This window comes from Halomonas litopenaei, assembly GCF_017303055.1.
Lineage (GTDB): Bacteria > Pseudomonadota > Gammaproteobacteria > Pseudomonadales > Halomonadaceae > Halomonas > Halomonas litopenaei_A.
Genome location: NZ_JAEKJT010000001.1, coordinates 69,207 through 89,018 on the forward strand (window position 1 = coordinate 69,207; position 19,812 = coordinate 89,018).

General features: G+C 62.6%; 19 protein-coding genes. 13 read left to right on the plus strand and 6 right to left on the minus strand.

The genetic code is table 11. The features are described 5' to 3' along the window. Positions 1-158: 158 nt before the first annotated feature. Positions 159-884 (plus strand): tellurite resistance TerB family protein, encoded by a 726-nt coding sequence (locus JF545_RS00300; RefSeq protein WP_206936948.1) that lies wholly within the window; start codon positions 159-161, stop codon positions 882-884. Between the two features lie 173 nt (positions 885-1,057). Continuing rightward, entirely contained in the window at positions 1,058-2,089 is a 1,032-nt protein-coding gene (locus tag JF545_RS00305) for a histone deacetylase family protein (protein ID WP_206936950.1), read from the plus strand. A 107-nt stretch (positions 2,090-2,196) separates the two neighbouring features. Here JF545_RS00305 and JF545_RS00310 read toward each other — a convergent pair whose 3' ends face one another. Further along, positions 2,197-3,441, minus strand: a complete 1,245-nt coding sequence (locus JF545_RS00310; RefSeq protein ID WP_206936952.1) for a hypothetical protein — start codon at positions 3,439-3,441, stop codon at positions 2,197-2,199. A 255-nt stretch (positions 3,442-3,696) separates the two neighbouring features. On the opposite strand from JF545_RS00310, the gene dnaX reads away from it, so the two are divergent. From dnaX to JF545_RS00340, 6 genes are all read left to right on the plus strand, one after another. Continuing rightward, positions 3,697-5,931, plus strand: coding sequence for a DNA polymerase III subunit gamma/tau (gene dnaX, locus JF545_RS00315; protein WP_206936954.1), 2,235 nt, complete (start codon positions 3,697-3,699; stop codon positions 5,929-5,931). A 121-nt stretch (positions 5,932-6,052) separates the two neighbouring features. Then, positions 6,053-6,379 (plus strand): YbaB/EbfC family nucleoid-associated protein, encoded by a 327-nt coding sequence (locus tag JF545_RS00320; protein ID WP_045993209.1) that lies wholly within the window; start codon positions 6,053-6,055, stop codon positions 6,377-6,379. A gap of 95 nt (positions 6,380-6,474) precedes the next feature. Then, entirely contained in the window at positions 6,475-7,080 is a 606-nt protein-coding gene (gene recR / locus JF545_RS00325; protein WP_206936955.1) for a recombination mediator RecR, read from the plus strand. 36 nt (positions 7,081-7,116) lie between these two features. After that, the gene (gene rnd / locus JF545_RS00330) at positions 7,117-8,250 is read left to right on the plus strand and encodes a ribonuclease D (RefSeq protein ID WP_206936957.1); all 1,134 of its coding nucleotides are present in this window, start codon (positions 7,117-7,119) and stop codon (positions 8,248-8,250) included. Positions 8,251-8,365: 115 nt separating this feature from the next. Continuing rightward, positions 8,366-8,668, plus strand: a complete 303-nt coding sequence (locus tag JF545_RS00335) for a YcgL domain-containing protein (RefSeq protein ID WP_224908739.1) — start codon at positions 8,366-8,368, stop codon at positions 8,666-8,668. 36 nt (positions 8,669-8,704) lie between these two features. Beyond that, positions 8,705-9,166, plus strand: coding sequence for a YcgN family cysteine cluster protein (locus JF545_RS00340; protein WP_206936959.1), 462 nt, complete (start codon positions 8,705-8,707; stop codon positions 9,164-9,166). A gap of 24 nt (positions 9,167-9,190) precedes the next feature. Here the strand turns inward: JF545_RS00340 and JF545_RS00345 are convergent, their stop codons facing one another. Together JF545_RS00345 and JF545_RS00350 are read right to left on the minus strand one after the other, a co-directional pair. Beyond that, positions 9,191-9,991 (minus strand): hypothetical protein, encoded by an 801-nt coding sequence (locus JF545_RS00345; protein WP_206936961.1) that lies wholly within the window; start codon positions 9,989-9,991, stop codon positions 9,191-9,193. Positions 9,992-10,067: 76 nt separating this feature from the next. Continuing rightward, the gene (locus JF545_RS00350) at positions 10,068-12,203 is read right to left on the minus strand and encodes a S9 family peptidase (protein WP_206936962.1); all 2,136 of its coding nucleotides are present in this window, start codon (positions 12,201-12,203) and stop codon (positions 10,068-10,070) included. A 216-nt stretch (positions 12,204-12,419) separates the two neighbouring features. On the opposite strand from JF545_RS00350, the gene JF545_RS00355 reads away from it, so the two are divergent. The 5 genes from JF545_RS00355 to JF545_RS00375 all read left to right on the plus strand — a co-directional run bounded on the left by JF545_RS00355 (position 12,420) and on the right by JF545_RS00375 (position 16,102). Beyond that, positions 12,420-12,857: a hypothetical protein gene (locus JF545_RS00355; protein WP_206936964.1), complete on the plus strand. Its 438-nt coding sequence runs from the start codon at positions 12,420-12,422 to the stop codon at positions 12,855-12,857. A gap of 94 nt (positions 12,858-12,951) precedes the next feature. Then, positions 12,952-14,805 (plus strand): VWA domain-containing protein, encoded by a 1,854-nt coding sequence (locus JF545_RS00360; protein ID WP_206936966.1) that lies wholly within the window; start codon positions 12,952-12,954, stop codon positions 14,803-14,805. A gap of 235 nt (positions 14,806-15,040) precedes the next feature. Further along, a complete protein-coding gene (locus JF545_RS00365; protein WP_206936967.1) occupies positions 15,041-15,253 on the plus strand; it encodes a hypothetical protein in 213 nt (70 codons plus the stop codon). 8 nt (positions 15,254-15,261) lie between these two features. Further along, a complete protein-coding gene (locus JF545_RS00370) occupies positions 15,262-15,558 on the plus strand; it encodes a hypothetical protein (protein WP_206936969.1) in 297 nt (98 codons plus the stop codon). 49 nt (positions 15,559-15,607) lie between these two features. Then, a complete protein-coding gene (locus JF545_RS00375) occupies positions 15,608-16,102 on the plus strand; it encodes a hypothetical protein (RefSeq protein WP_206936971.1) in 495 nt (164 codons plus the stop codon). A gap of 136 nt (positions 16,103-16,238) precedes the next feature. Here JF545_RS00375 and JF545_RS20110 read toward each other — a convergent pair whose 3' ends face one another. The 3 genes from JF545_RS20110 to JF545_RS00390 are packed head-to-tail and all read right to left on the minus strand — an operon-like array spanning position 16,239 to position 19,811. Then, on the minus strand, positions 16,239-18,893 hold the full coding sequence (locus JF545_RS20110; protein ID WP_206936972.1) for a host specificity factor TipJ family phage tail protein: 2,655 nt from the start codon (positions 18,891-18,893) through the stop codon (positions 16,239-16,241). Beyond that, positions 18,890-19,285 carry a phage tail protein gene (locus JF545_RS00385; RefSeq protein WP_206936974.1) on the minus strand — a complete coding sequence of 132 codons (396 nt, stop codon included), beginning with the start codon at positions 19,283-19,285 and terminating at the stop codon, positions 18,890-18,892. Before JF545_RS00385 ends, JF545_RS20110 begins: the two co-directional genes overlap by 4 nt. A gap of 37 nt (positions 19,286-19,322) precedes the next feature. Further along, positions 19,323-19,811: a DUF1833 family protein gene (locus tag JF545_RS00390; RefSeq protein ID WP_206936976.1), complete on the minus strand. Its 489-nt coding sequence runs from the start codon at positions 19,809-19,811 to the stop codon at positions 19,323-19,325. Position 19,812: the final 1 nt, after the last annotated feature.

Sequence of the window (19,812 nt, forward strand, 5' to 3'; positions counted from 1 at the left end):
AGTGCGGCGCAGCGGTTGCCGGAGGCGGTTAGGGTGAACCTGGCTGCACCGGAGATTCAGGCTCCAGTGATGAGCCCGTTCACGCAGCTTGCGGGGAACCTCATCGCGCTGGAGTATTCCAACGAAGACACGGTTGTCTCACGACCAAGGAGAGCGTCATGAATGCCAAGTTCCTGCTGGACCAGCTGATGAAACAGGCGGGCGGAGGATCTTCATCGTCCGGGTCTTCGCGCGGTGGCTTCGATGTACAGGGGTTGATCAATAGCGTGTCGTCCCAGCTGTCGGGCGGATCGTCCTCCCGCGGGGGGATGGACATGAAAAGCCTGTTGGGAGGTGGTGCGCTGGGCATGCTGATGGGCTCCAAGCGGGGACGCAGCATGGGTGGCAAGGCGATCAAGTACGGTGCCATTGCAGGAGTCGGCATGCTGGCATGGAAGGCGTGGCAGGCATCCCGTTCCGGAAGTACCGATGCGACTCACACAGCGTCGGCTCAGGAAGGCGCCCCACTGGAGGAGCTCAATGGGGCGGCTCAAGAACAGCGTAGTCTCGAGGTGTTGCAGGCCGTGATCATGGCGGCGCGCGCCGATGGCCATATTGACGCTCAGGAGCGCGCCCTGATCAGCGAACAGATGCAGCAGCTAGGGGCGGATGACGAGCTGCATGCCTGGGTCGAGCAGCAGCTCACGGCTCCGCTGGATGCCGAGGCACTGGCTCGCCAGGCAGATTCTCCGCAGGCTGCCAGAGAAATGTACCTGGCCAGCGCCGCCGTGATCGATGAGCAGAATGCCATGGAGCGGGCCTGGCTGGAGGAGTTGGGTACGGCTCTGGGGCTGGACGAGTCGATGCGGCGTGAGCTGGAGCGGCAGCTGGAAAGCCTGAACTGACGGCCTGACCTGCTTCTGCGATCAGCGATTCGCGTTTGCTATCAGCGCCCGACCGCTTGCCACTGCAACGGGTCGGGCGTTGCTTTACCCTCCGATGTCTTGCCTTCCACGGTGTGCGCTGGGCTCACACCGCAGAACAGTGAGCTCACCCGATCATAAGGATAAGGTTTTCCATGCAGGTGTTTCACAGCGAAGCGACCAAATTGCGTCGCGCCAAGACCGAGCTTCACGACGGTCAATTGATGACGCCGTTCGAGTGCCCCGAGCGGGTAGACCTGGTGCTGGAGCAAATACGTCAGCACGAGGTAGGGCAGGTGAGTGAGCCGCAAACCTTCGGTCGCGATCCCGTTGATGCCGTTCACGACGCCGCCTATGTGGACTTTGTGGCCAACTGCTGGGATGACTGGCAGGCAGCGGGCTATCAGGGCGAGGCGATACCGACCACCTGGCCTACGCGAACCATGCGCGATGACCGTATCCCTGGCCATATTGGGGGCAAGCTTGGCTACTATGCACTCGGTGGGGATACCTCGATCTCCCAGGGCAGCTTCGAGGCGGCGATGGCGAGCAAGGACGTGGCGCTTTCTGCCTACCGGCACACGGCTGCCAGTGGCGAGCCCAGCTTTGGCCTGTGTCGGCCGCCTGGCCACCACGCCGCCACGGATCAGTTCGGCGGCTACTGCTTCTTCAACAATGCCGCCATCGTGGCCCAGCGCGCGCTCGACGACGGCCATGGCCGGGTGGCGATCCTCGACGTGGACTTCCATCACGGCAACGGCACCCAGCAGATCTTCTACGCCCGTGACGACGTCCTGACACAGTCGATCCACGGTGACCCGGACCAGTGCTTCCCCTACTTCCTTGGGCATGCCGACGAGCGAGGTGAAGGGCCAGGTCTCGGCTTTAACGTCAACTATCCCTTGCCGCCAGGCACCGACTACACCACCTGGTGTGAGCAGCTGGAGCTGGCGCTGGGCGAGATTCGCCGTCACCAGGCTTCACTGCTGGTGGTGTCCCTGGGGGTCGACACCTTCGAAGGCGACCCGATCTCCAGCTTCCGCCTGAAGAGTGACGATTTCCACGATATGGGGCGGCGCCTGGCCAGCCTGGAGCTGCCCACCGTCATCCTGTTGGAGGGCGGTTACGCGGTGAAGGAGATCGGTATCAACGTGGTCAAGGTGCTGAAGGGATTCGAGCAGCGCTGATGCGACACAATGATGCCCGCCACACCGAGCAAGAGGTGTGGCGGGCATCGTTACATCTTTAGCGGTGTTGCGGAGAGGTGTTTATTCCACGACCCCATGGCAGAGGTTCAGCGTCTGTCGTCTTGGTCGCGATCTGTCCCAGGGGCGGGCAGCATCGGCAAGGGTTGCGGGGGCCGAGCGTAAAGCGCGCGAAACAGCTTCATGCCGAGCCACAGAAATAGCAGGGGAATGACCAGGGTACGCAGTACGAACAGCGCCATCAGCTCCAGAATGGCATTGGTACCAGACTCCACGCGGCTTTGGATGGCCGCCAGACTGAGGCTGTCGGTCAAGGCGGAGAAGCGCTGACTGAGGCTAGCCAGCAGGCCTTGGTCTTCCCCTGCCAAGCGACTGCTCAAGGCGTCTCGCCGGCGGTCCAGTTCGGCGAGTTGTTTAAGCTGATGCTCGCGCTGTTCCGTCAGCGCTGCGAGTGAGTCGCGGCGCTCTGCCAGCTGCTGCTGCAGGCGGTCGATCTCGGGGTTGTCATGGAAGGGATTAAGGCGTTCCTTCAGGCTGAGGCGAGCAGTCAGCAGCGACAGGCGTCCACGGCTCTGCTCGACGCCTTGTTCTGCCAGGGCGATCCGACGGTTGAGCGTGATCAGCCCGCCACGCAGCTGGTCGCGCTGGTCCTCGGCGGACGCCAATTCGCGTTCGATCTGTTCGCGTTGCTCCGCAGGCAGGCCATCATCGGTGTGGGCTTCGCTGGTGGCCTGCACGTCCTCGGACAGGCGTTGGACCTCCTCCATGCTGTTCGTGGTGCGCTCGTCGAGGAAGGCGTGATCGACCAGCGCGCTGGCGGCCAGGGTCAACAGCAGCAGGAAACGGCCCAGGCCGATGAGGGCGAAGGCGCGCCAGGCCATTGCTGTCGTCGGCCAGCCGCGCCAGAGACTGAGCAGCAGCCACAGGCCGGCAGCGGTGAAGGCCACCTTGAATGCCAGCGTGGCCGTGATCTCGAGCAGCAGGGTCTGGCCTATCAGCGAGCCGATGGCCAGCTTCATCACGCTGGCATAGTCCTCCACCAGGTCGTTGATCGGGTCCAGCACCTCGAAGGGATGGGTCGAGGCTGCCACCACCCCCACTTCGGTGGACTGCAGGACGGATATCCCCGCGTTGAGGCCCCTCGCCGCAGCGAAGGCGAGCAAGGCTTGTGTGGTGGCGCCTTCTACCTGGCGCTGGGTGGCGCGGTCGAGTATCCCAAGCCATGACACGGTGATGATGGCCGCAATGGCGAGGGTCATGATCAACTTCAAGCGTGAACCCGTCAGCAGGAGCAAGGGGCGACCGGAGCGCGGGCCGGGGAGGTTGTCAGGCATAAGGTGTTCCGTCGGATGGCGAGGGCGGCAGTCGTGAGTGGCGTGTCATGGCGTGTCGATGATAGCCGCCTTGGCCTGTCGACCGGCGCCGGTGACGGTGTCATGGGTCACGGCCTTTGCGGCGTGAGTCCCACCCGGTAGAATGCCACGACCATCGAGCGGGAAATACTGTTGCGTGCCCGTCACGCCTTGCCCCCGCCTTGTTGACATAGCGGGTCGTCAGGCCCGAAGCCCAGCCGCAGGAAATGACGTTCAATGAGCTATCAGGTTCTGGCCCGCAAGTGGCGGCCTCGCACCTTCCATGAACTGGTGGGGCAGGAGCATGTCCAGCGAGCCTTGGTCAATGCCCTCGACCAAGGGCGGCTGCACCATGCCTACCTGTTCACGGGCACCCGTGGCGTGGGCAAGACCACACTGGCCAGGATTCTGGCAAAGTGTCTGAACTGCACCGACAAGGGCGAGGGTGACGACGGCGTGACGTCGACCCCCTGTGGGCGCTGTGATAGCTGTCAGTCCATCGATCAGGGGCGTTTTGTCGACCTGATCGAGGTCGACGCCGCTTCGCGAACCAAGGTGGAAGACACCCGCGAGCTGCTCGACAATGTGCAGTACGCGCCGACTCAGGGCCGCTACAAGGTGTACCTCATCGACGAGGTGCACATGCTGTCGACCAGCAGCTTCAACGCCCTGTTGAAGACCCTTGAGGAGCCGCCGCCCCACGTCAAGTTCCTGCTGGCCACCACCGATCCGCAGAAGCTTCCGCCGACGGTGCTGTCACGCTGTCTGCAATTTACCCTGAAGCACATGCCTCCTGAGCGCATCGTTGGCCATCTGTCGAAGGTGCTGGAGGCGGAGCAGGTACCTTACGAGGAATCCGCGCTGTGGCTCTTGGGCAAGGCTGCCGCGGGCTCCATGCGTGACGCCATGAGCCTGACGGACCAGTCGATCGCCTTTGGCCAGGGCGAAGTGCGTCACGCTGACGTGGCGGCCATGCTCGGAACGCTGGATCATCGTCATGTGCTGGCGCTGATCGAAGCGCTGGCCGAGGTCGATGCGGCAAGGGTGCTGCGCGAGGTGGCGAGCCTGGCTGAGCAGGGCCCTGATTTTGGTGCCGTGCTCGATGACTTGACCTCGGTGATGCATCGCCTGGCGATCGGTCAGATGGTGCCGTCGGCGCTGGATAATGGCCACGGTGATCGCGAAGCGTTGCTGGCACTTGCCGCGCAGTTTGCGGCTGAAGATATCCAGCTGTACTACCAGATCGGCGTGCAGGGGCGGGCTGACATGGCCCATGCACCGGACGCCCGCACCGCACTGGAAATGACGCTGCTGCGGATGCTGGCCTTTCGTCCTCAGGGCGTGCCGCGACCTGCCAAGACACCGTTGCCGATGCGCGGGGAGCCCGAGCAGCCCCAGCCAGCAAGGGCCGAGCAGCCTCCACAGCCTGAACCCGAGCAGCCATCGTCTTACGAGGAGCCTTCGGCAGGCTCAGCGCAGGTCGCTGCTCCCATGGATGCTCCGCCCCCCGGTCCGAGTGAGCCGAGTGGGCCGAGCCAGCCGGTGGCCGATCATGAGCCGGCCACCGCTGCTGACAGCCTTCCGCCCTGGGAGGGCGGCGTTCCCGAGGACCCTACGTCGGGCGCTGATGCGCCCGCAGAAAGCCGAGAGCCCGCTGATGCGCCCGCAGACAGCCGAGAGCCCGCTGAGGCGCCCGCAGACAGCGTAGCGATCGCAGAGGCGCTGCCTCAGGAGGGCATGGGTGCCGAGGGGCCCCACGAGCCCCAGGCGCCGATGCCAGACGCAAGCCCAGCCGCCCCCGCTGCCTCTGCCGAGGCGTTGTCAGCGTCCCAGGTCGATGCCGCGGCGGCGGAGGTCGTGGCAACGTCTGCTGGCGAGTTCAAGCAGGAAGGCGTGTCCACCGCCGCCGCTGGCAGGCCGACGGACAGCAGTGGGGCCACCTCGGAGGTTGCTACTGAGGCCGCTACAGAAGCCGCTGGAGAGGCGACGACAGACGCCACTAATGAGGCCACGACAGAAGCCAAGGCTGAGGCGGTCACGACTGCGCCAGTCGACGGGCAGCGACTGACCCACGCACTGTGGCTGGAGCACTTCGACGATCTGGCCATTTCCGGGCTTACCAGGAACTTGGCGGCGCACTGCATCGTGGCCGGAGATGATGGCGAACGGCTGCACCTTCAGCTGGACCCGTCGCAATCTGCGATGAATGCCGACGTCCACCAGAATCGCATTCGTGATGCGCTGGAGGCCCTTGGCTATGCCCGTCGGCTGGAGGTCGACGTTGTCGAGCTGGATGGTCACGTCGAGACCCCGCGCCAGATGGCCGAGCGCTTGGCTGCGGAACGCCATGCACAAGCGGTTGAGGCATTGAAGCGTGATCCCCATATTCAGCAGTTGCAGCAGACTTTTGGCGCCAGGCTGGTGGAGTCCACCGTGACTCCCGCTGGCGAGACGCGCAAGGCCCGGCGCTGATGACAGACATCGCCGCCGCATTGATCAGAATGTGTTCTTTGCTGGGCCCGGAATCTATTTCTGCCAGGTAACGTACCTGGCAAACGCTTTGCTAAACCGTGTCGTTTGAGAGGATCAGATCATGATGAAAGGTGGAATGGGCAACCTGATGAAGCAGGCCCAGGAAATGCAGGACAAGATGCAGCGCGTTCAGGAGGAGATCGCCAAGGCCGAGGTGCTGGGTGAAGCGGGTGCCGGCATGGTCAAGGTCACCATGAACGGCCGTCACGACGTCAGCAAGGTCGAGATTGACCCCTCCGTCATGGAAGAGGACAAGGAGCTGCTCGAGGACCTGCTGGCAGCGGCGGTCAATGACGCCGTTCGCAAGGTGGAAACCAGCTCCAAGGCCAAGATGGAAGAGGTAACATCTGGCCTCAACCTGCCGCCTGGTTTCAAGATGCCGTTCTGATTCGGCGTCCACCTGCGGCGTTCCGGGCCTTGGCGGGCCCGGACAATATCTGACTGGCGGGGGGCGCTTGCGGCCCCGCCCCGGACGAGACTGTCATGAGTTTTTCTCCCCTGGTCGAGCAACTGATGGACGCCCTGCGCGTGCTGCCCGGCGTCGGCCCCAAGACCGCCCAGCGCATGGCCATGCACCTGCTGGAACGCCAGCGTGAAGGCGGTAGATGCCTCGCTGAGGTGATGCTTGAGGCCGTGGAGCAGGTGGGCTACTGCCAGCGTTGTAGAACGCTGACGGAGGAGCCGCTTTGCGGTCTCTGCCAGAGCGCGCGACGTGACGACAGCGTGCTGTGCGTGGTCGAGTCTCCCGCGGATATGCTCGCCATCGAGGAAGCTGGTGGCTTCCAGGGACGCTATTTCGTGCTGCACGGGCATCTGTCGCCGCTGGACGGGATCGGTCCGGAAGACATCGGTCTCGACCAGCTTGAGGCGCGCATGGATGAGGGGCTGGTCAAGGAAGTGGTGCTGGCAACCAACCCCACCGTGGAAGGTGAAGCAACGGCGCACTACATCGCCACTCAAATCAAGCGCCACGGTGCGCGCCTGTCTCGCCTGGCCTATGGTGTGCCCATGGGCGGCGAACTCGAGTACGTCGACGGGGGAACCCTGAGCCGTGCCTTTTCTGGCCGCCTGCCTTTCGATAGCGAATGACCTAGGCCCGTGCCGTTGACTGAATTGGAAGCCTGAATGCCTGTTACCCCCGATATTCGATGGATCGATAACGACGCCGCACTTGATGAGGCCTGCAAGGCCCTGTCCCAGGCGCCTGTGCTGGCGCTGGACACAGAGTTCTTCAGGGAGAAGACCTTTCATCCGGTGCCAGCACTGATTCAGATCTATGGCGGCGAGGCCACCTACCTGATCGACCCGTTGGAAGTGGCCTGTAGTGACGCCTGTCGCGAGTTGCTGACCAATGACGCCTTGAAGCTGTTGCACGCCTGTAGCGAGGATCTTGAGGTGTTTGCCCATTGGGCGGGTGTGGCACCGACGCCACTGGTCGATACCCAGGTCGCCCAGGGCCTGCTGGGTGAAGACGCCGCCATGGGGTATCAACGTCTGGTGGAGTTCTGGGTGGGCGAGACCCTGCCCAAGGAAGAAACCCGTTCCAACTGGCTCGAACGCCCGCTGAGTGACGCACAGTTGAGCTATGCCGCCCTCGACGTGGTCTACCTGTTGATGGTCTGGCAACTGCAGCGAGAGTCTCTTGAACGGCATGGTCGCCTGGAGTGGGTGCTCGAAGACTGCGCCGATCTGGTAGCCCAGTCGGAGCGCTCCAGCGACAGCGATGGCCAGTGGTATCTGCGTCATCGCCAGCTGTGGCGCCTGGCGCCGCGCCAAGTGGAGGCGTATCGCCTGATGACCACCTGGCGCGAGGGGGAGGCGCGGTCGCGAAATCTGCCGCGCAACTGGATTGTGCAGGATCGCGTGCTCTACGCTATTGCAGAGAAACTGCCGGCCAACCGCCATGAGCTGTCCCGCGTCGAGGGCGTCAAGCCTCCACTGATCAAGCGCGAGGGCGATGTGTTGCTGGCGTTGGTCAAGCAAGCCGCCCACGCCGATGCGGCAGCGTTGGCGCCGGTGCCACTGGCGCCAACGCTGCCGCCCTTCAAGGCGCGCATGAAGGCGTTGAAGAAGGTGGTCAATGGCGAAGCAGAATCCCTTGGAGTGGCCCCTGAGGTGCTGCTGCGGCGCCGAGAGCTTGAAGCGCTGGTGACGGCCAGCATGCGCAATGCGCCGTTACCGCTGGCTTCCGGCTGGCGCGGTGAGCGACTCAACCCAGGCCTGCAGGCCGCCCTGGGCGACCTGGCCCAGGCGGGGTGACATAGGCGGGCTGGCATACCCCGGCTGACGGGGGACGCCGCCTGCTGCCCTCCACTGACAGGGATGCACCCAACCACACCCGTGACAGGGCCCATCAGGGCCCGATGAGACAGCCATGACGACAATGCAAGGCAAGCTGTTGTGCGAAGTGTTCAAGAGTTCGCGCAAGGAAGAGATGTATCTTTACGTGGACAAGCGCCAGGGGCTTGAGCGGATACCGGAACCGCTGCTGGAGCGCTTTGGTGCGCCGGTATCGGTGATGACGATGATCCTGACCCCTGAGAAGACGCTGGCACGTACCAGCGGCGCCGACGTGATGGCGGCGATCGAGGAGAAGGGGTTCTACCTGCAGATGCCGCCGGCCAAGGACGAGTATCTGCTGGACCTGTACCGCACGCCCACGGAAGCTCGCTATTAAACGATTACCTCCAGAGGGAGGAAGACAGAGGTCGGTTTGGAAACATCGCTGAGAGAGCGCTTCTGGGAGCGTTATTCATTGCATGAGCTCAATCCCCAGGAGTGGGAGGCGCTGTGCGATGGCTGTGGCCAATGCTGCCTGCGCAAGCTCGAGGATGAGGACACCGGTGACCTGGCGGTACTGGGGCTAGCCTGCCGTCTGCTCGATGTCCACAGCTGTCGCTGCAGCGACTATGAAAACCGCTTCGCCAAGGTGCCAGACTGTACTCAGCTCACCCCGGAGCTGGCCCACCAGTTCACATGGCTGCCGCACTCATGTGCCTACCGGAGGCTGGCCGAAGGGCGCAAGCTGGCAGGCTGGCACCACCTGATCTGTGGAGATCGCGAACGGGTGCACCGCAAGGGCATCAGCGTGCGCAGCTTCGCCATTTCCGAGACCGAGGTCGACGAAGCCGACTTCGAGGATCACATTATCGCGGTGATCCCCGTAGACGGTTGACCGCCAGCCTGACGAGGCTGAGGGCTATATGTTGGTCTCTGTGCTCTCGGCCTGGGCCTCATCAGTCCCGTTTTCTTCCGCCGCTGACGTGTCATCTGGGTCCGTATCCTCGTCGTCAGAGGTCGTCATGGCCTCCATCTCGCCTTCCATGGACCCCGTGATCTCGGCGTCGCCATCGAACAGTGGACGCGCGTCCGCGAGGCTACCGAAGTCTGCGATAAGGGTCTCGCCGGCAGGGTCAGCGGTCGCTTGTTCGTCTTGGGTCTCGACGTAGCTGTTGCCGTCAAAGCGCAGGCGAACGGTCTGGGCAGGCTCATCGGCGGCGACGTGGCGCCGGACCAGCAGGTCCTGCCAGCCTTCGTGGGCGGCGTCGCTCAGTTGAATGGGAGGTTGGGTGGTGGGCTGGGCGCTGATGACGCGATAGGTGTCCCCCTGGGCCTCAAGGATCAGCGTGTCACAGCCGCCGGTGCCACAGACCATGGGGCCCACGACGTGGACGATGGCTTCTTCCCGGCCATCATCGTTGAGGTCGCTCCAGCCAATCAGGTAGCGCACCTCGCCGAGCTGCGGGTCGAAGTTGGCCTTGAGCGAGTCCTCGAGGGCGGCGCGACGCGCATCCCCTGACAGCGCCGGTTCAGCATCGTTAGTGCCTTGTTCCGCGGTGTCGTTGTCGGCAGAACTGGCGGCAGCGCCGTCGGCCGCAGCACTGTCGCTGTGTGTCGCCGCACTGTCCTGGCCGTCCGTGTCACTGTCATCGGAGCAACCGGTCAGTGCAGTGCCGAGCCAAAGGGCGGCGGTGAGGGCGAGCATGGGTTTGGCGTTCATGAAAATCCTTGTCATTTCAGTGGCCGCACGCAGCGGCCAGTGGGTATTCCGTCCTACTACCATATCAGCGTGCCGATCAGCGCGCAGGGGTGTCTGTTGTGGGCGCGGGTGCGTCGCCTTCGTCGGCCAGCCCCAACGCCCAGAGGATGAAGGCGTCTTGCTGCGCCCCATCGCGCCAAGCCTTGAAGCGGCCGGATGCGCCGCCATGGCCGGAGTCCATATCCGTCTTCAGTAGTGTCACCCGGTTCGACAGGGCGGGGCTGGCGATGTTCGCCAGGCTAAGCCGTGCGTACAGCTTGGCGGGCTCCCAGTAGGGCACCCGACTATCGTGCCAGCTGCCTTGCAGGAACACCGGTGGCCAGGCGTCTTCCTGCAGGTTGTCGAGGGGTGAGTAACTGCCGATACGGCGGGCATCGGCGGCATGATTGGGGTTGCCCCACTCGGTATATTCGGCGGTGGTCAGCGGTAGGTCGGGGTTTTCCATGGTGCGTAGAACATCCACGAAAGGCACGTCGAGTACCGCTGCGCAGAAGGCCTGGGGCGATTGGTTGAGGCTGGCCCCGACCAGCAGGCCACCGGCGCTGGCGCCGTAGGCGACGATCCGGTCCGGGGCCGATTGGCCGGCGTCGACCAGGGCATCCCGAGCGGCCAGGAAATCCTCGAAGCTGTTGGGTTTGTGCTCCAGCTTTCCGGCCAGGTACCAGGGTTCCCCTCGCTCGCCGCCGCCACGCACATGGGCCACCGCAAAGGCGACACCGCGGGCCAGCAACTCAAGGCGAGCCACCGAGAACCAGGGATCCAGCGCTTCACCGTAGGCCCCATAGCCGTAAAGCAGAGTGGGTAGCGCCTGATCTGCCAAGTCCTTGCGACAGACCACGGATACCGGCACCTGCTCCCCATCATGGGAGACCGCCCACAGCCTTCGACAGCTCAGGTCTTCGGGCATCAGGTCACCGTGCAGCGGCTGGCGCTTGAGCAGCTGTCGCTGGCCACTGTCCAGGTCCAGTGACCACCAGCTGGAAGGACTGCAAAAGGACTCTTCGCGCAGACGCAACACGCGGTCATCGAAATGCGGGCTATCCCCCAGGTTGAGGCTGAGGGGACCTGGCGAGCAGGGCAGCGCTGCGTCCAGCGTCAACCGGTGGTCGCCATCGAACTCAAGGCGGCGCAGCCTGACTTGGGCCTCTCGGTGGTCACGTTCGGCCACGACCAGTCCCCAGGCGTAGGCGTCGATGCCTTCCAGCGTGCTGTTCTCGCGGTGACCGATCACCACCTGGCGCGATCCGGGGCGGTGCTCTTCTTCTACTTCCAGCTGAAAATGCTTGGCGCCTTGGTTATGCAGGATATAGAAGTAGCCGGGTCGATGATCGATGGCATATTCGACCCCGGTTTCCCGCACCTGGTAGCAGCGGGGCGCAACATGGGGCGTGTGAGCGGGGACCACATGGGTCTCGCTGGTGTCCTTGGAGGCCGCTTCTATGGTCAGCCAGGCGCGGGAACGCGTCTTGCCAAGTCCGATCCAGAACTCGGGGTCGTCCTCGCGCAGCACGAGCTGCTCCTGCTCCACCGACGCTGTCGCGTCAGCGGTATTCAGCGCAAGGCGCAGCCGCCAGGCACTGTCGGGTCGCTGGGTGGCATCGTAGCGAGTGAACAGCAGAGTGCAGTGGTCTTCCGCCCAGCACAGCTCCGGACCGATATCGTCCAGCAAGGGGATGGCCTGCCCGTCCGGCAGGCGCTTGATGAACAGGCGATACGTCTCGTCACCCTGGGTGTCTTCGGTCCAAGCCAGCCACTCTTCGTTCGGCGACAGAGCCATGTCACCCAGCTCCAGGAAGGACTGCTCCCGAGCGCGTGCTTCCAGATCAAAGAACGTCTCGCGCTGATCGGGCGCGTCGTTGGGGTGGCGCCACCACACCGGGTAGTCGGCATCAGCGGCGGTCTCGCTCCACAGCGTGTAGTGATCCAGGCGGCTGGGTAGCCCGGTCACGGCAAGTTCGCGCCGGGCCAGGTGACCCGCATAGAGGCGCTCTACCAGCGGATCCAGAGGCCTGAACCACTGGTCCGTCTGTGTATTGGCGGCATCCAGAAATCCGCGTACCGCGGGCTCGTCTCTCTCCTCAAGCCAATGCCAGGCCGCGTCATCTTGACGAAGATAGGTAGTGGCGGGGGCAGCCTGTGGGGCGGCTGTTGCATTTGGCGGCTGTGCTTTCATGGTGCGAGATGTACCATACTCGGAACGAGTGTCGTCATGTGCGTTGATGTCGGGAAAAACGGCAATGATGTGAACGGATGACGGGGCAGGGAACCGACCCACCTGCGTGGCTGTCCCAGCGGTCTGGCGATCGGCCTCTGGTGCCAGGCTACCGGCCACGCTGGCATCGCGGTGTCATCTATGCAGTCTTTCCTTAACAGTTGATGGGAGCAAGTAATGTTGATTTCGGATTCCATGTCCACGCTGTGGTTGATCTACGCAGCATTGTCGCTGGTCGTACTGCTGACTGGCTACCTCGGACTGGCATTTTTACCGCGCATGCCAAGGCTGGTAGTGACCTGGGCCGTGGCGGGTGTGATGTGGATGCCGTCGGCATTTGACCTGCCCCTGGTGGAAGAAGGGCAGGTCTACAACGGTCAGGCTCCTGCCATCATGGTGGCCGCAGTTGCGTTCATGGATGGGCGTCAGGGCGTGATGCTGCCGGCGGCCACACGAGTGATCATCGGTGCTGCCATCGGTGCGGTGTTTGGCCTGGCGCTGTGGTGGGCCGGACGTCGCCGTCGCGTGCGCAAGGCAGCAGAGGCCGCCTCTCGCCAGCAGCAGCAAGAGGGCGGTCAAGAACAGCACGAACGTCAGGAGCCTGTATTGAGGTGAGCGGTCGGCGGCGATGGGCGCCATCGCCGTCTAGCGAGACTCGCCTCTCATCGCAACACGCTACCACGCCATGCTGCCGACTCCAGGAGCTGCCATGAAGAAGCCGAACCCCTCGATGTCCGTGCTGGTCGCCGGCTTGGCGGCCGGCGCCATGGCGTTCACGCTGGCGTCTTCGGTCATGGCGCAGGACGTGGGTGATGACGCCTGGACGGAGCAGCCTCCCGATGTGCGCGTCATCGTGGACGTCTCGGGCAGCATGAAGACCAATGATCCGAACAAACTCGCCGGCAGCGCGCTGGACATGTTGGTGGCCCTGCTGCCAGGGGGCGTCAATGCCGGGATCTGGACGTTCGGCCAGAGCGTCGATAATCCGTTGCCCCCGGCCCGCGTGGACGCCCAGTGGCGCGAGCGCGCGCTGGCCTTGCCGCCTGCGCTGGAGCAGTACCAGCAGTACACCGACATTGAAGCGGCGCTGAGCACCGCCGCGGCCGCCGAAGCAGAAGGCTGGCGTCATCTGGTGCTGCTGACGGATGGGGTGATTGATCTAGCGCCGGGCAATGGCAGCAAGCCAGAGATCGATCTTGCCTCGCGTGCCCGCCTTGTCGACAGCGTGGTGCCCGCGCTGGCGGACCAGGGAGTGGCGATCCACGCCATCGCCTTTTCTGACGGGGCTGATGTGGCATTGGTGGAACGGCTGGCGCAGCGAACCGGCGGCCTGGCAGCGGTGGCAGAGACGCCGAACGCGCTGCTGGGGGCCTTCCTCGACATCGTCGAGCGTATTTTTCCGGTGGACCAGGTGCCGCTGCAGGATCAGCGCTTCACCGTGGATGCCAGCGTCGACGACTTCTCCGCCTTGGTGTTTCACGAGCCCGGACAGGGCGAGGTGACGCTGGTGGCGCCGGATGGACGTCGCTATACCCGCGATACTGCCCCAGCGGGGGTCCGCTGGCAGCGGGAGCCCCGTTTCGATCTGATTCAGGTGCCTCGGCCCGAGCAGGGGGAGTGGCGCATCGAGGGCCCTGTGGCGGACGATTCTCGGGTGACGGTGAACAGTGACCGGCAGCTGGTGACCGGGGCACTCCCCGCGACGCTGTATTCGGGCTTCTCGGTGCCGCTCAGCGTCAGGGTGGAGCAGGGCGATGACGTGATGGTGCCGGAGGGGCTGCAGGTCACGGCGGAACTGACCGGCGAGGCCGTGGAAGGCTCCCATGTCGTCTCCCTGGTCAATCAGCAAGGCGTATTTCGCGCAGACCTGGCCGCGCCGGCAGGTGTCGGAGCCGCCCGCTTGGTGATCACCGCCGAGGCAGATGACTTTCATCGCCAGCGGGTTCAGGCCGTCAACGTGTTGCCCGCCATCGGGGTCGCTCTAGATCGACAGCAGCGCAGCGTGTCGCTGGTCGCCGAGCATCCTCGCCTGGAGCATGGGAACACTCGGTTTGAGGCCGAGCTCACCGGGCAGCCGTTGGAGGTAACGCCTGCCGGTGATCGTCGCTGGACGCTGCAGCTGCCCGAGCTTGAGGATGACGTGCGCCGGCCAATACGCATCGTGGCAACGGCCGAACTCGACGGTGATGAGACCCGTTGGGAGCTGCCGACGGTGTGGATCAATGCCGACGGTGAGGTAGGGATCGATCGTGCTCTGGCGGGACCCACCTTGAGCGGAGAGCGTTTCGCGTCGGCCAGTGAGGACACCGCTGCGCCTGCCCAGCAGGCCCCCCTGGCAGATCGCTTTGTGGCGTTGGTCAATGAAGGGCCAAAGCGGCTGGTGCAGTGGTGGCGCGATGGTCGTCCTGGACTGGCCCCGGCGATGGAACAGGCCCGCAGCGATCCGCGCGTGCTGGTGTCGCTGGTCGTGGTGTTGGTGGTCTGCGTTGTACTGTATCTATGGCGACGCCGCAGGCAGCGTCAGCCCGAACGTGAATCAACAAGAGAAGAGCCGCATGTGTGAGCACCAAAAATCCCCGTTTTTTACCCTAAAATCAACTATATAGAGTGATCTTGGCGTCTCACAAGGTTCTCGGATTGCCCTAGATAACGCATTGTTTCGGCGTGTCTATCCTCGATGGCGTGAGACAGCAAATCGGCGGCCATGGCCACCCTATGGCAGGTCGTGTTGAGCGGATCGTCTATTGTGCTGTTCTGTTCTAAGCTGAACCCTATCACTAGGCTTGCAGGGGACAGGGATGCTCACGCAGATGATCCGCTACCAAGTTGTGGAGGGTGGCCTGGAAATGCGCTGCCTGATCTGCCAAGCCGTCGAATTTCGGGGGACGGGGCGGCAAGGCTGGACGCATTTCGAGGTGGTTCCCGACGGCCCCTATGGGCGCTGCTTCATAATCAAGTGCAAAGCTTGTGGCCACCAGAACCTGCGCGCCTCAATGCAACCTGATTGGTGAGTGCGTAGGTGAACGACTACCAGATCACTCAGTGGCGCAAGCGCCTTGAGCGCAAAGGCTGGCTCAGCCTGAGCCGTGCAACGCCGCCGATCGACAAGCTGGTCGAATACCATGTCGTTTGGAAGGGGTGGCTGATCAGCGGACGGTGCGTACTGGGCAAGGAGATCAAGGACGACTGGTGGCAACCCGGCACGCCTCAGTATCTGCTGTCACGCAAGCACGAGGTCAGCGAGGGCGTGTGGCGCTTGGCGAAGGATCCGGGGGCAGAGGTGGGGCAGGTGAGGAAAAGGCTTGTGCGATCCTGACATATGACAGCGCCATGGCCTAACAATTTTTACCACTGAGGATTTATCATTGTTTTCATGGATTGATGTGATAAAGGTTTTTGTTGCCGGAACGACAACTTTTGCTTTTTCATATATGTTAAAGCCTTTGTTTTTGTTGGGGCGCGATTATGCTTTATGGGCGTACATTGATCGCAAAGTAATAACAAAGGAACTCAGAGTTTCTGCTGACAGGCACGCTTTAGCCTATCTCGATCTTACCAAGAAGTATACTCATCTAACATCTATAGAAGCAAGCAGAGAAGTGACCCGATATTACATAGGAGATACTGAGGTATACAATGATGAGTATTGCTCTTATGTTTCTTCTCGCAATAGGGCTATAAAGAGATTCTATAAAGAAAAGGATTTCCTTAATCGGCGAGCAATTTTGCTAAATGGGCTGATTCGTCATTATGATCAAAATGAAAATTCTTTAATTGAGAATATTGTTGAAGAGTGTATAGAGAGAAGTGAATCACTGACGGTATATGCGGAGCCCTATAGGATTCGTGGGATTAATTAAGTTACGTTCAGTGGCCAGCTTAGTTTCAATGAATGTGAAGTCGAACAGGCCATCCCTGGCTCTCTCCTCACTCCCAACTGATCGCCTCCACCGTGTCGGGGGCCTTCTCCTGATCCTTAAGAGCCCGGCGCTGCAGTCACGCTGGCACGCTGTCGTCATCCAGGTAGACCCTAGGGTCATATCCCACAGCCTTCACATCGACTGACTCAAATCCGTTCGGGTCAATATCAGTGATCAGCACGTCATGACTCCATGACGAAGTGGGGCCGAAATAGACGTGCGGCGGCTCCATGTCAGGGTAGATCACCGGCACGTCTTCCTCAGCGTTGACGCCCTGCATGATCACCTCATCCTTGGCACTACCCTGGGCAGCTGCGAATGGGCCAGCCATGGTGCCGTCAGCACGGCGCCAGGCAACGACGTGCGCGCCACCTGCAGTCCAGTCCAGCGGCTCGGTCACGAACAGCCGGTAGTCGCCCACGCCCATTTCCTCGAATCCCTCAAGCAGCATTGACTGTCCCTGGCCAGGCACATCGGTGATCAGCGCATTGCGGCGCATGTACCGCGAGTTGAGCGCATCCAGTTCGGTGGAGAAGGTGAACTCCTTGCGCCGATACTTGAGCTCCCGACGGCGGCGCATACCGATCTGATATGCCTGAGTGCGCGACGTTACTCCATCCAAGCGAAGCTTCTCGGCCTTAAAGCCCTGGTCGCCGGGCAGGCGGCATTGCAGCTCGTCCTCCTCCCACGTCGTCTCGTTGATGAACTCCACATCGACACCATCATGGTCGTCAGGCCGAGGCATGGTAATGCCGAAAGAGATGTCGCTCACCACGTTCTGAGCGCTGTATGAGTGCTCCACGTCCGCTTGTGGCTCGTCCCTTGCGGGGCTCAGCTTGCCAGCGGCAATGGTCAGCTCGGCCATGCCAGCGATCAGGCACCGGTTCAGGGATTCCTTGGCGGTAGAGTCGTCGGCCTCGATGAAGTTGAACTGATCGCCGCGGGCTTTCCAGATAGCGTCGAGCCGGTCCAGTTCATCCAGGTCGATCTCGGCGTCGGTGTAGCCCACGCTGCGGGCAACGTGAGCGAACCAAGGGGCGATGTCGCGGGTTGGCCGTGGCGCTGTCCACGCGCCTTTCTCGCGCACAGGGAGCTTGCGTGTGGCCACCACTGAAACCTGGTTCTCGGTCTGGCTGGCAATGGCGTCGGAACCAGTCACTGTTAGCGCGATCACCGTCACACCTTCATACCGGCTCGGCGCATTGTCGAACCTGGCGCGCAGGCCATACCACTCCAAGCGGTCAACGATCTGGATGTCGTTGGACTCAGCTTTCACGCGACGTACCTGCACCTCAGGACGCATGGCGTAGGGCAGTGTCAGCCTGAACGTCCACCCGATCTGGTCTCGCGTGCGCCCCGTTACTGACTGGCCGAGCGTGGTCCAGGTGGTGCCTCCGACAGGCCGGTAGCGGACTTCGATGTCGCGGTACAGCCGGTAGATGTTCCCGCTCGACTCGCCGATCTCGCACAGCCCTTGGGGCGCGAAGATGTCCCACTCGAGAGTGTTGGTCACCTCTCCCGCAGGACAGGCGGTAAACGGCAAGGACCAGTAACCAACCAGCTCAGTACTGGAAAGGGTTACGGATGCGTTACTGGTCGTGATGGTGGGGAACCCTGGCCAGCCAGTGGTGCCTCGTGCAGTCATCCGAAGGCCATCGGCTACGGTCTCTACGACCTCGTAGTCATAACCGGCACGGGTGATAGTGATGGTGCGGCTACCAGTCGGCAGGCCTGTTGCAGGCTGCCAACCCTGATTGATCACGAAGACCTCAAGCTTCAGCTGGCCTGACGTGTAGCTGAGAACACGGTAGGAGCCATCATACAAGCCATCAATCTCAATGGCCATGCCAGAGGTCAGCATCAAATAGTCAAAATCACCCTGGATGATGTCAGCGCCTGATCCTGGGTCTGTGATCGTGACAGACTGGGGAATCGCAATATCGACCACTGCGCCAGAAAGCCACCCGTTTGGAGTGTCCCCTGCCGACGTGATCTCGTCGCCATCAAAGGACAGCTCACCTTCCCAGGACTTATCAGCGTCTCGGTTGGATGGAAGACGTATTCCTGCTGCGCCTACGCTGGGCCCGACCTCAGGGGCGTTGTACCAGTTCTGATGTGCAGAGTGGCCGGTAACCGTCTCGCCTGGGCCAAAAATCTGATAGTCCACAGCCGATGATATGGCCCCGATCTGGGTATTGCCGATGCGGATCTCGTCTGGATCAATCTCGTACTCCCCCTTGCCGACGCACAGCAGAAGATCCAGGGCCTGCACCTTGGGCTCCACAAAGCGCCGGCGAGGGGCGGTGAGGTAGTCGGGGAAACGCCGGTGCCTGCCGGCCAGCTCGGGTATTACATCGCCCGTCTTGACCTTGTTGCCCGTGGCCGAGGCCTCGAGCAGCGAGCCCCCTTTACCGCCAGACTTGTTCGACTGGCTCGGCAGGGAGGGCTTGAGCAGGAACGTGGCCGCGACCGCCACGACAGCCGCAATAGTGGCGGCAATAAGCGTGGCGGGCTCGCCAGGTTGAGGACGAATCTCAACCTCGTGCCAGTGATGCAGTGTGATTGCAGCCCACTCGCCCTTGTCGATCAGTTGTCCATCGACCTTGACGGTGATCCGCTCGCGGGCCACTTCGGGCACTCGGGCGTCGACCCATTCGCGCACCGACTGACCGCGCGGCTCGTCAATGATCAATGGCTCGCCGGGTAGGACGCTGGGATAGAAGCGGATCACGAATAGTACCTCACGGTCATGTACTTGCTCTCGAAGTCGGCGATGCTCAGCCAGCGGCAGCCGATCTTGCGGCCGGTCTCCAGCACCCCGAGGCGCCCATTGACCTCGACGCACACGCCAACGTGTACGCAAAGCCTGAATTTCCAAACGGTGGCGATCGCCCCAGGCACAGGCTTGCCTTCGGCAAAAGCATCGACCTCGGCCTGATAGGCGTCCGTCAGTCCGCGCTTGTCGTCGGGCGAGATGGCACCGTAGCTTGGCAGCAGCGGGAGTCCGAACAGCTCGTTACGCACAGCGCGGACGAGCCCCCAACAGTCGAATGCCAGGCGTCCGGACACGGCTTCGCCACGCCCACCATCACGGTAGACGCTCATCAGATAGGGCTGGATCATGGGGCACCAACGAAAAGCCCCGCTCAGCGGCGGGGCGTTAGAGGTATTTCAAGCCGGGAGAAAAATCGGTCGTGTACCGGTCCCGCGGCCAGGCCATGTTGATGATGTCGAGGTAGGAGCAGACCACCTGCATGGTCGCTCCCTTGAACTCCGGAGCCACCAACACCATCCGTAGCGGCGGCTCAGCCGGCTCCGACAGGTCGCTCGACAGGTACATGCGATAAATCACCGTCACCGGCTCAGGGTCGTCGCTGTCGATCACAGCCAGGATGGCGTTCTGCGCCTGACCGGTGACGTTCTCGATGGCGAACTGCAGGTTCTGTTGGCCCGTAGCGTCGCGGGCCGGCAGGGACACGTCCAGGGCTGAGGCCTTGAACGTGGCTACTTCGCCGGTCTCGAGCGTTACGGTCTGATCGACAAAGCCTGAGCACGTCCGGATAGCCGGGAACGAGGTGTGCGTGATCTCGAGGGTGGATACATGCACCTCGCCCGCAGGGGCTGAAGCTCGGTATTTTGAGATAGTCACG